The organism is Aporhodopirellula sallentina SM41 (genome assembly GCF_000346505.1).
Classification (GTDB): Bacteria; Planctomycetota; Planctomycetia; order Pirellulales; family Pirellulaceae; genus Rhodopirellula; species Rhodopirellula sallentina.
Map to the genome: position 1 here is coordinate 44,563 of NZ_ANOH01000113.1, position 12,501 is coordinate 57,063.

At 53.9% G+C, this 12,501-nt stretch carries 7 protein-coding genes and 1 pseudogene; all 8 read left to right on the forward strand.

The genetic code is table 11. From position 1 onward, the window contains the following. The first annotated feature begins 20 nt into the window (after positions 1 to 20). The 8 genes and pseudogenes from RSSM_RS06755 to RSSM_RS06795 all read left to right on the forward strand — a co-directional run bounded on the left by RSSM_RS06755 (position 21) and on the right by RSSM_RS06795 (position 12,438). Positions 21 to 1,394, forward strand: coding sequence for a sulfatase-like hydrolase/transferase (locus RSSM_RS06755; RefSeq protein ID WP_008675882.1), 1,374 nt, complete (start codon positions 21 to 23; stop codon positions 1,392 to 1,394). Positions 1,395 to 1,418: 24 nt separating this feature from the next. Further along, positions 1,419 to 2,840, forward strand: a complete 1,422-nt coding sequence (locus tag RSSM_RS06760) for an arylsulfatase B (RefSeq protein ID WP_008675883.1) — start codon at positions 1,419 to 1,421, stop codon at positions 2,838 to 2,840. Further along, a pseudogene (locus RSSM_RS06770) lies at positions 2,837 to 4,267 on the forward strand (sulfatase family protein). Before RSSM_RS06760 ends, RSSM_RS06770 begins: the two are co-directional and overlap by 4 nt. Before the next feature lie 193 nt (positions 4,268 to 4,460). Continuing rightward, on the forward strand, positions 4,461 to 5,717 hold the full coding sequence (locus tag RSSM_RS06775; protein WP_008675886.1) for a sulfatase family protein: 1,257 nt from the start codon (positions 4,461 to 4,463) through the stop codon (positions 5,715 to 5,717). 221 nt (positions 5,718 to 5,938) lie between these two features. After that, positions 5,939 to 7,915: a sulfatase-like hydrolase/transferase gene (locus RSSM_RS06780; protein ID WP_236620994.1), complete on the forward strand. Its 1,977-nt coding sequence runs from the start codon at positions 5,939 to 5,941 to the stop codon at positions 7,913 to 7,915. A gap of 922 nt (positions 7,916 to 8,837) precedes the next feature. Then, positions 8,838 to 10,091 (forward strand): DUF1559 domain-containing protein, encoded by a 1,254-nt coding sequence (locus RSSM_RS06785; RefSeq protein ID WP_008675890.1) that lies wholly within the window; start codon positions 8,838 to 8,840, stop codon positions 10,089 to 10,091. 96 nt (positions 10,092 to 10,187) lie between these two features. Further along, positions 10,188 to 10,367, forward strand: coding sequence for a hypothetical protein (locus RSSM_RS06790; protein ID WP_008675892.1), 180 nt, complete (start codon positions 10,188 to 10,190; stop codon positions 10,365 to 10,367). 661 nt (positions 10,368 to 11,028) lie between these two features. Continuing rightward, on the forward strand, positions 11,029 to 12,438 hold the full coding sequence (locus RSSM_RS06795; protein ID WP_160168099.1) for a sulfatase-like hydrolase/transferase: 1,410 nt from the start codon (positions 11,029 to 11,031) through the stop codon (positions 12,436 to 12,438). Positions 12,439 to 12,501: the final 63 nt, after the last annotated feature.

Consider the following 12,501-nt stretch of genomic DNA (forward strand, 5'->3'; position numbering starts at 1 on the left):
GACGAACCTCAATGATGAGAATGATTCTGTTTGCTGCGTTGATCGGTATGACCGCAACGTCAAATGCAGGTCAACCACCGAACGTTGTCCTGGTGTTCATCGACGACATGGGGTGGGAAGACTTTTCGTGCTTCGGCAACGACGACGCTGATACGCCGCATATCGACCGGCTGGCCAACGAAGGCATTCGCTTTGAACAGTTCTACGTGAACTCGCCAATCTGCTCGCCGTCGCGCACCGCGATTTCGACCGGCCAGTACCCGCAGCGATGGCGGATCACTTCGTTCTTAAACAACCGCAAGGACAACAGTCGCCGCGGCATGGCGCAGTGGCTTGATCCCAAAGCACCGATGCTGGCCCGATCGCTGCAACAAGCCGGCTACGCGACCGGGCATTTCGGCAAGTGGCACATGGGCGGCCAACGCGATGTCAATGAAGCGCCCGCGATCACCGAGTATGGTTTCGACGAATCGTTGACCAATTTTGAAGGCATGGGCCCCAAGCTTCTGCCGCTGACGCTGAAGCCGGGGCAAAAGAAGCCCGGCAAAATTTGGGGTAAGGCCGAAAATTTGGGCGAGGGCTATCAGTGGATGCTTCGCAGTGAGATCACGACTGGCTTTGTCGACGCAGCATTGCCGTTCATCGACAAAGCTGCGGAAGCTAGCAAGCCGTTCTACATCAATCTCTGGCCCGATGATGTTCACGCACCATTTTGGCCTCCCGTGGAAACTTGGGGTGATGGTTCAAAACGACGGCTTTACTTGTCGGTGCTGGAGTCGATGGACAAGCAGTTCGGCAAACTGTTTGATCGCATTCGAGACGACGACGCACTTCGTGAAAATACGTTGATATTGGTTTGCTCTGACAACGGTCCGGAACCAGAGGCTGGCAAAGCGGGACCGTTTCGCGGCTTCAAAACGCAGCTCTACGAAGGCGGCGTCCGTTCGCCGCTCGTGGTATGGGGGCCAGGAATAGTGAAGAAGCAAAACCATGTGGACAAGCAGTCTGTGTTCTCGGCCATCGACCTTGTCCCGACTCTATTAGAACTGACGAACACGCCGTTTCCCAAAGACGCAACATTCGATGGTGAGCCTCTGGTCAACACGCTGCTTGGCGAAGGTGGCTCACGCGACGCACCCATCTTCTTCCGCCGCCCACCCGATCGAAATTCCGTCTACGGGGTCGAAGACCTTCCTGATCTGGCGGTCCGATCCGGCAAGTGGAAGTTGCTTTGCGAGTACGACGGTAGCGAAGTCGAGCTGTACGACCTGAGCACTGACCCATCGGAGTCAATGAACCTAGCCGACCAGCATCTGGAACTTGCAAGCGAACTAACGAAGTCGCTGCTGAGTTGGCATCAGTCGATGCCGCCAGACAATGTTCCCATCCTTTAGCGAATCCATGCAAGCGAAAACCCAATGAAACTTCAACTCTTCTATTACATTTTCGTTGTCGCGGCACTGATCTGTGTCGTTCCAGCCAATGCTGATGCGCCGAACATCGTGCACATCATTGCCGACGATCTGGGCTGGAATGATGTTGGCTATCACGGTAGCGAAATTAAAACGCCGCATTTGGATGCGTTGGCTTCAGAGTCCGTGATCCTCGATCGGTTCTACGTGACTCCGATTTGTTCGCCGACGCGAGCGGGAGTGCTGACCGGTCGATACCCATTCCGATTCGGAATCTGGGGCAGCGTCTGCAACCCGCTCGCCCGCCATGGATTGCCGCCCACGGAGCAAACAACATCCGAACTGCTGAAGTTAGCCGGATATCAACACCGCGCAGTCTTCGGCAAGTGGCACTTGGGTCTCGCGTCGACCAAGTTCCATCCTTTGCGACATGGTTTCACGGATTTCTACGGTCACTACAACGGTGCGATCGACTACTTCAGCCGAAAGCGATTTGGTCAGTTGGACTGGCATCGGAACTACGAAAGCGTTCAGGAGGAAGGATACTCGACCGACTTACTCGGCGCGGCAGCCGTCAACTTCATTAGCGAGCGCAGTGCAGAGTCGCCTTTCTATCTGCTCGTCACCTTCAACGCACCCCACTCGCCCGTTCAAGCCAAGCCCGAAGACTTAAAGGCGTACGGTTTTGATCCAAACGGTGATCGCGCGCCAAACACCGATGCGGGAATCGCCCGGCGCGAGAAGTTTGCGGCTTACGGCGAAGGAGCCAAGGGGAACACCGTACGTCAGACATTCGCCGCCATGACGACGGCGATGGACCGCAACATCGGAACGATTCTCGATGCGCTGGACGAAAATGGTTTTCGCGAAAATACGCTGGTGATCTTCCACAGCGACAACGGTGGTGACCCCAAGCATGGGGGCAACAACCAACCGCTACGAGGCAAGAAGTTCACCACATGGGAAGGCGGTGTCCGTGTTCCAGCGATCATGCGTTGGCCTGCAAGGCTTAAAGGAGGAACGAAGTACGGCTCCGTCACCTCCTATATTGACATCCTGCCAACCCTGGCCGGAGCGGCTGGAATAGCAAATCCAACCGGAATTGATGGTTCCAATCTCCTACCGTATTTGGAAGGCAGACAACCTCCGCCTGAGCGAGTGTTGTTACTCAGCGAAGACACTGTAGTCACCGATCAATGGAAGCTGATAGGCGGCGAGATATTTGACTTGAAGAACAATCCAGCGGAAACCGGTCCGCTCTCGGACCCACCGGCAGATGTGTTGACGCAACTACACGGTGAGCTGGCGCGTTTTGCCGAACTTGAAGGACCGCCAACCGTTTCAACTGCGCCAAACCCCACAAACTGGCCGCCGAAGGATTGGAAGCTGCCCGAAGAAAAAGAACAACCAATGGAGCCTTCAGAATGAAAGTACATAGTTCAAACCGCCAACCTGTCAGTTGTTTTCGTGCGACGATTTGCTGGCTGGCAACCTGCACGCCGTTGTTGGTGTGGGGAGCACCTGCGGTCGCCTCACGCCCTAACATCATCGTGATCTTCACGGATGATCAAGGCTACTCGGATCTTGGCTGCCAAAATATTCGCGATGCCATCAGTACTCTGCACATTGATGGACTGGCTGAGCGGGGGGCGCGAATAACCCACGGGTTCGTTGCCTCTCCTCAGTGCATGCCTTCGCGTATCGGATTACGGACGGGATGCTACCAGCAACATTCGGGTGTAGAGACCAATGTTTCTGCAACGGAGCCGAACAGAGTCGCTGCGATGATTGCAGAAGTGGAAACGATTGCGAATCATATGAAACGGGCTAGCTGTACGACCGGAATGTCGGGCAAATAGGGCGTCGGTGGCGGTCCGTCACGTGTTGAACAGAAACGGGGAAGCTTGACTCTACGAAAGAGTGACCTTGCATTGCTGCGGTCCGCACGTGGCTTCGAGGAGTATTTTTCCGGCGTCAGCAATGTCTATACGGCATCGCACGGGCTCGATGGGACTCCGACTCCCGACGTACCACAGTTAATCAAGGAAAGTCGGTACCGAGTCGAAGTTCAAGCCGAAGCGGCCTTGAGTTTTGCTGAGCGTCTTGCCGACGATGACGAGCCTTTAATTCTCTATCACGCCCCATATTCCCCGCTCGCACCGTATGAAGCTCCACACAACTATCTCGATCAATTTGCTCACGTCGAAAACAGCGCCCGCCATATTTGCTTGGCCATGATGGCCCGTGTCGACGATTCTGTTGGCCGTCTTGTTGGGGAGCTCCGGCATCATGAGATCGAAGTACAGACGCTGATCTGGTACATCAGCGACAACGGTGCTCCGAAAAATAGTGGCGGTTTCAATCAATCGTTCGCCGGTGCCAAGGGAAGTCTGCTCGACGGCGGCGTCCTAGTGCCGTCTATCGTTTCGTGGCCTGGGCAGTTGCCTGAGGGGGGCGAGTATTTACTAATGGTCAGCTCGCTGGATGTTCTACCGACGTGTCTCGCTGTCGCTGGTGTGACCGAGATACCGCAGGATCTCACAAGGATTGATTTGATGCCTTTCCTGAAGGGTAGCCGAAACGATGCTCCTCACGAGCGCCTTTTCTTTCGTTGGACGTTCCGAGGAATCGAGCAGGCGGCCATCCGATCGGACCTGTGGAAATTACTTCGCACAGGAAAACTACAAAGTCTCTTCGATTTGGTAGCTGTCCCTGGTGAAACTCAAGACGCGACGTCCCAGAATCCAGTAGTGGCGAATGAGCAACAACAACTTGATGGTTGGATCGCGACACTTCCAGCAGTGGCCGAATCTCCGAAACACAAGCCACGGCGATTTCAAGAGCGAACATCATAGAAACCTCCGATAGCAACATCGCGATGCGCATGAGACGCTTCCGTTACACAGGTTGACAGCCTATGAAATACTTGGCTGACGCCATTGTCGACTGAGTTGGCAGAGGGAAGTTTGACTAGAATCCTATATTTAGCATCGAGTTACAACGTTGACAAACTACATAACTCACTTACTGCGACTCTTGCTACTCATCGTGTGTTTGTTTACAAGGAATAGGTTTGGCCAAACGAAGCCAAACATCGTTTTCATCATTGCGAACGATTTGGGAGTTCGCGATACCGGCTTCATGGGTAAGGCCGATGTACGGACTCCGGCATTGGACGAACTCGCATTACGCAGTGTTTTGTTCGATCGCGTTTTCGTCGCGTCGCCTAGCTGTGCTCCGTCACGCGGCGCGTTGCTGTCGGGACTCATGCCGTTTCGCAACGGTGCTGAACCTAACCACACGTTGGTTGGCGACGATGTGACCGAGCTTCCCAGCTACATGCACGACATTGGCTACGAAGTCGCAAGTATCGGAAAGATCACTCACGGCACTGACAAACGGGCTGGCTTCGATTTTGACAATCGAATACTTTCACTGGAAAATATCGACATCGTTCGTAAGTATTTAAACAATCGCGAGTACGATAAACCGCTACTTTTGATGGTGGGCATCAAAGATCCGCATGTCCCGTGGCCCAGAAAGCACTTTGGTCACTACGATCCGCTGCGGCTTTCGCTGCCCGCGCGTTTGGTCGATACGCCTGAGACTCGGATCGAGCTGGCTAGGTACTACAGTGCGGTCGAGCGAATGGATTTGCAGGTCGCTGCCACGCTGAAGGCGGTCGACCAGCATTTTGGACCCGGGACCATCATTCTCTTCACAAGTAACCACGGCGCGCAGTTACCATACGGAAAATGGAACACCTACGACGGTCGCTTGCGTGTCCCGTTGTTGGTTTCTTGGCCAACAGTCCCGACCTTGGGAACGCGAAACTCGTCGCTCCTTTCGTTTGTGGATCTGCTGCCAACCTTGATTGAAATGTCAGGTGGCGACCCACCTAGGGCTGGGTACCGTGAAAACGAAATCAACGGACGATCCTTCCTGCCTTTGTTGCGGGGAAAATCAGACCACTATCGCGATCATGTCTCCTCGACTAATTCATCAGCGGCTCATCATACTTTTCCGCTTCGCAGCGTTCGCGCTGAACAGTTTCCGTACATCAAGAATGTTTATCCGGAACTGAACTTCACCGTCCAAACGGATCACAACCCGAGAGCGGAAAGCCATGGGATGTGGAAATCTTGGGTTCGCCAAGCCGAGTCGGACGTTGACGTTGCTAAAAAGTTGAGACGCTATCACTGCCGATCACCGGACGAACTCTACGACGTCGAGAATAATCTGTACGAACAGAACAATCTCGTCAACGACCCAGACTCTATGACAACGCTCGAATCTCATCGTTAATTGGTGGGTCATTGGATCAAACAGAGCCGCGACACGCTTCAAAAGCACGGCAAGCCAATGGACTTGCTGCTGCCGATCAAGACGAGTACACGATAAGAAGATATTCATCCTATCAAATAGAAAATATGACACACCTTCAAAACAAACTCCTTTGTCTCTGCGCAACATTTTGTAGCGTGGTTTTGCTTTGTCCTGCAGCCTACTCATCACAACCGAACATCTTGTTTGTATTCACCGATGATCTGGGCTGGGGCGATTTGGGCGTCTTTTATCAGAACGAATCAAAAAACGACAAAAAGCATCGAACACCTCACCTGGATCGTTTGGCTGGTGGCGGGTTGCAGATGCGAGCCCACTATTGCCCCGCACCGGTTTGTGCCCCCAGTCGCTCGTCGCTTCTTACAGGCGTCCATCAAGGCAACGCCGTTATCCGAAATAACCAATTCGACAAGGGACTCGAGGACAACCACACGCTTGGATCAGTGCTACGTGAAGCCGGGTATCGAACCTGCATGATTGGCAAGTACGGATTGCAGGGTGGTCCGAAGGGAAAGCAACAAACCGGAACACCGTCCGATTGGCCGTCGTATCCGACCAAACGTGGGTTCGATGAGTTCTTTGGTTATGTCAGCCACTATGCGGGCCACCTGCACTATCCAAACGATCCTTGGAAATTGGCCAACAAAGGCCATCAGGGTGTGCCCAATCTGTGGCACTCAGATGAATCCGGCGACTATGAAATCAGTGAGTCGTTGTCGAAGTGCTATACGACGGATTTGTTTACCGCTCGTGCAAAACACTTCTTGAAAACGCATGTTCAATCCAACGGCGATCAACCGTTCTTTTTGATGTTGAACTACGACACGCCGCACGCGGCATTGCAAATCCCAACGATTCCTTACCCCAGCGGTGGTGGCGTGGGTGGCGGCTTGCAGTGGACGGGCGGAACAAAGCCGGATGCGATTTCGCAACCCGCAATCAACACTGCAACTGGCGAAGTCGACTCCTTCATCCACCCAGACTACGCGGCAGAGGACTGGTCGGATGTCGAAAAGCGGTTCGCCACCATGGTTCGCCGGATCGACAACGCCGTCGGTGACTTGAACGAGACACTGGAAGATCTTGGTCTGGCCGAGGACACCTTGGTTATCTTCACCAGCGACAACGGTCCCCATCACGAAGCCTATTTCAAAGGCGAATCTTGGGGGGCGTCTAGCTACAGCCCGCAAGCGTTCCAGTCCTACGGTCCTTACGATGGGACGAAACGAGATTGCTGGGAAGGCGGCATTCGCATGCCAACGCTGGCTTGGTGGAAAGGCACGGTCGCTGCGAACAGAATCGACAGCACGCCCTCTCAGTTTCATGACTGGATGGCGACGCTCTGCGATGTCGCGGGCGTGCCAGCACCCGCCCGATGCGACGGAGTTTCGCTACTACCCACGTTAACGGGTGAGGGCGAACAAGCAGAAAGCCTCGTCTACATTGAGTATCAAAACGGAAGCAAGACGGCGGACTACAAAGACTTTCTCGCTTCGAGACGAGACCGACCGCGCAAGGAGATGCAGGTCATCCGCATGGATGGTTCGGATGGCAAATCGTACAAAGGCGTTCGCTACAACATCAAGTCCGCCGATGACGATTTTGAAATCTACGATGTTGAGTCGGACGTCGATGAAGCCAGCAACCTAGCGGGAACATCGGAGGCGGTGAAGCAACTGCAGTCGCGAATGAAGGCGAAGGTCTTGCAAGTCCACAGCCCGAATGAATCGGCGATAAGACCCTACGACAAGGCCGCTATCCCGGCGTCGGAACAAGCGCCGGCGGGTTATCAGGTGCATCGCTTTGCGCTTCCGGGCAACGTTTCCTACGTTCCCACTGCGACTGGTGAATCGGATCCTGTTTCGTCAGACGTCATCGAAGACGCACAAGGAAAGCAAACGTTCACGGCACCGGGCCCCGGCATCTACGAAATTCGTGGGGCGATGGCATTGGACGAAGTCGGCACATACGCGATCCACGTCGAATCCGAATCAGCGTGTTTTATGCGTCTGCATGAGAGCCACGCGATCGACCTGCAAGAAAGTGGCCAAGCGACCAGTGCAAAACGCATTCTCGCAGCGGGCAAACATCCGATCGTGCTTACCATTCGAGTCGAGAAGCAAGGCGCCAAAACGACCTGGACTATCAACCACCCTTAGTGGACCTTGCCAAACCGCTTGAGGTGGTGCGACGCGACGGAGAGGCTGATCTTAAATTGACACCGCGATTTCGCTTCGGGCTACCCGTGACATTCACGCGAACACCAAGAATCGGACCAGCTGAGGTTTGCGTCGATGCAGGTTACGACAGCGAAACCGCACGAGATGTCTTGCGATGTTTGGGTATGAAGCGGTTTACCCGCATACGAGGTGCACCGCACGGCAGCCAGGCGTGGCGAGTCTGTGGGGGCGTCGCGCGTTCGAGCGATTAGCTCAAGGGGGATTCGTCGTTTACGACTGCGTTATGAATGTCGCGAAGCGGTGATTCACGGATGGGCAACGCTTTGAATCAGGCATAATGCCGTTCAGCTTGCCAATTGATTTCAAGGCCGAGCCATTGCAATCTGTCATCAAAACAATGGTTTTCTGTCCGGCTGTATGGGTTAGAACACATCAATTGATTGCCAACGAAAAAGCGGCAAGGATCCACTAGGGAAATATATCGTTGGGCAACAGTCAACAGAGGGCTTCTCGCAAGTAGGCGACATGATGCGCAATCAATCAGGGCCTTACCAATTGTAGCCACTTCGCATGACGAAATTTCTTGCCGATATCCTGGATTGTTTGTCGAGACTATTTCGTGTCAATCGTATATGACATGTATTGAACACATGCTTTAAGTGTGTTTGTGCGTGTGGAGGAATCGTCCTGGCGTGAAATTGCCGGCAAAGTCTCTGCTGTCAGGGTGAAGAATGAGCGTGCTCGCTGCTGTAAATGTGGTGGAGTTTTCTGTTTGTTTTTCTCCGGTCATCACGCGTGGATTATTTGCTGGCCGAAGTAGGGTGCGTCGCATTCAAGTCGGCTTGGTCTCCTTTTCGTGCCAGGTGTTGGTCTGGTTTTTGCTCTTTTTGTGGAGAAGGTTATGTCAACGAAGCGTTTTTCCCGACCAGCGTTTACGCTGGTCGAGTTGTTGGTGGTGATCGCCATCATCGGTGTTTTAGTCGGGTTGCTCTTGCCGGCGGTTCAAGCGGCTCGGGAGGCTGCACGTCGAATGAGCTGCAGTAACAACTTCAAGCAGATTGGCTTGGCGATTCACAATTACCATAGTGCGTACAAGCAACTCCCTGTGCACGGCGCGGGGACAAGGGTAGTTGGTAATCAGGGCAACGGTACTCCGGCTACATCAAACAATGGGTTGCGATTGAGTTTTCTTGTCGGGATCACTCCGTTTATCGAACAGCAGGCGATTTGGGAGCAAATCTCGAATCCACTTGACCTAGACGGGGATCCTTTAACTACAGGAGACGTCTACAATGCGATGGGGCCAACGCCTTGGACCGCACAGTACACTCCTTGGCTGACGGATCTTCCGACGTTTCGTTGCCCTAGTGATCCGGGGGTCGGGTTGCCGTCGCTCGGTCGCACCAACTACGCCGCGTGTATCGGAGACGGGATTTGGTACAACAGTATTGGTGGCTATCAATGGCGGTCGGGTGCTTGGGCCGATTGGAATAACGCAACCCATGAAGAGGAGCGAGCTCTGCACACGCGGGCAGCCTGCCGAGGCTTCTTTGTCACTCGCCAGGCGATGAAGTTCCGGGACATTTTAGATGGGCTCTCTAACACAATTGCCGCTGGGGAGATTGCAACGGACTTGGGTGACCGGTCGATAAAAACTCAGCATATGAATAATCCCGGCGGAGGCTCAGTGTTGCGTGATAACCCAACTCATTGTCGCACGGCCTCGCCGGGAATTGATCCCGCTCGCCCGCAGTTTTGGGACGGCGGTGTTGTTGAGGTAGCGTCAGGTCAGCCAGGCGCCGGTCAATTAGCCAAAACAGTTGACCGTCGTGGTTACCGTTGGGCCGACGCTCGGCCACTGTTTGGCTGCGTGACAACGATCCTTCCGCCAAACACAGAGCTTTGCCTCACATCAAACGATGGCTCGGACGGCACGCTTGCACCAAGCAGTCAACATCAAGGCGGTTGCCACGTGTTGATGGGCGATGGAGCGGTCAAGTTCGTCACTGACTCCATCGAAGCTGGGTCGTCTACTAATGGTACCGTGCATCTCAATGGTGGTGGCGGGCAGGCTCCAGGCGCCATGAGTCCGTACGGCCTGTGGGGTGCCTTGGGTACGCGAGCCGCTAAGGAAACAATTGAAGAGGATTTCTAGGAAGAGTCAGCTTTTTGATCGTTGAGGTGTCGCGGCAATTGTTTCTGGTTGTTGCGGCACGTCTTTCCAGGTGTCGACTAAAACGATAGATCATCCATGAACAACTCAAATCACAGTCAATTTCTTTTGCTGCTCTTTTGCCTTCTTCCGATAGTTGTTGCGTGCTCCTCGAATGAACCAAAGGTCGTGGAGATGACGGACGAATACGCGAAAATGTATGATGAGTACGACCAGGAGTATCAAGCCTCCGAAGGCAACCAAGAGTACGGTGAGTGAAGGAAGCTACGTCAGTGGCTCTCGCTCGCGCCTTAGTGCAGGTTGCTTGTTTCAGTTCGCAGCGCAGCTTGGGGCAGGTCGGAAGTTTGCTTGCTTCCGATGAGTGTTCTGGGCTGCGAAAAAACTTGTGTGAAGCCACAGCGATCGAGTTGCTTCATCCCTGAAATGCTGGTGAATCTGATGACGAGCTCAATGTTCATCTGTCATCGCGAGAGTCGCTCGGTCCGCTTAATTGGCCGGTGGTGTGTTCATCCCTGGCGGGCTCGCTATTGGCGCGTCAAGTAGGTGGTGGGCGCACGGTTGTTTTGGACGCCAACGTAGTGAAAGCATTAAGCGGCGGTGATCTGTCTTGTGCAGTCGGGGTTAGGCCGTCACGGTCGCCCCGCCTGGATAGCCAGTGAAGGCTATCGAGACATTCTGGCTGTCGAGTCGAAAGGGTGCGGCAAGATTCACGGTGGCGGTCGAATGCTCTCTGCGGGCATTCGTCCGTTTGCCAACCAAGTCGACAAAGAAGCCGTTTGGGCGGTGTGGTCGATTTCAGCTATTGTCTCGCTCCGCTTGCCAGCAAGTTGGATTTGGGCCAAAGCGGGAGTAAGTCCGTGCTGCGTTGCTGATTGATAGTAAGGAAAAGACATAAATGTTCGGTTTCAATCGAGATTCAATGAAGATGCATCCGTTGCTGCTTGTCGTGTTCGTCTATCTGGCGTTTGAGGAGACTGCGCAGGCGGGCGACGCGCCAGGACCAAACAAGCCAAACATCGTGTTTCTGTTTGCCGATGACCAGCGATCGGGGACGCTGAATCTCGGTGGTGAGGGCAATCCGGAAACAATTACTCCGAACCTGGATAAGCTCGCTCGACGCGGCGTGCATTTTCGAAACGCATATGTTTTTGGCGCCGATCGCGGGTCGGTTTGCTATCCATCGCGTGCTCAATTGCTGAGTGGTAAGTCGCTGTTTCAATCCGAAATGATAGACACACCCAGCAGTGGAATCGACGATCTGAATTTGCCGGCGGCCCTGCGACTCGCAGGCTATCAAACGATGCGGAGCGGAAAAGCGAACAATGTTCCTTACGGCATCAACATGGAATTTGATGTCAACGTCGAACGGGCGAATCGCGGTTCGGTCGCGGGAAACGTTGGCTATTTCCAGGACGCATCTGACTTCCTCGACCAAAAGCAACTCGATGGACTCGGCGACGTGTCGTTCACTTGGGATGGCGAGAGTCCGTTTTTCATCTATCTCGCCGTCGGTACGCCGCACGAACCGTACCCGCGAGACGAAGCCGCTGTGGAACTTTACAAAGGCAAAACGGTGACGGCTCCGAAAGACGCTTTGGTTCTGCATGACGTTTATGCCGAACTGCTGGACCAGTTTCTTGATCGCGACTCAACGCTTGAGGATGTGGCTTCGGAGACACGCAATTACTACGCGTCCATTTCTTTCATGGACCGTCTGTTCGGCGAACTGGTCGAACAGCTACGTGCCAAAGGACTGTACGAAAACACGATCTTCGTGTTTGCCGGTGACAACGGCCTGTCGATCGGCAGCCACGGATTGCATGGCAAATCCAACTTAATGGAATTCGGCGGTATGCATGTGCCTCTGATCTTTGCGGGACCGGGGGTCACGTCCGCTCGCAGCGATGCTCTGGTCTATTTGTTGGACGTTTTTCCAACGTTGTCCGACTTGGCAGGTGCCGCCAAGCCGGCTTCTCTCGACGGCAAAAGCCTCTGCAAACTGCTGCGTGGCGAGGAAAAGAAGGTTCGAGATTCGCTGCTGACAGTTTACACCAACGACGCGGAACTTCGTGCGGTACGCGATGACCGTTGGAAGCTGCACTACTTCCCATCAAAAGAACGGTATGAGCTTTACGACTTGGCGAGCGATCCACGGGAACTAAAAAACCTTGCTAGCGACCCGGCTCACGGTCAAACGCTCGCACGCATGAAGGGATTGATGGAAAGAGATCGCAAGCACTGGAAGGACCCGTACCCTAAAGCCGCAACTGTTAAGCGCGTCTTCAAGAAGTCCAAACTTCCTGAAGGCCAGATTCTTCCCGTTCTATGAAAACTTCATGGACGTTTGTTGACACGAAACCAACACGAATACTTTAGGCTTATATTTTGCTCC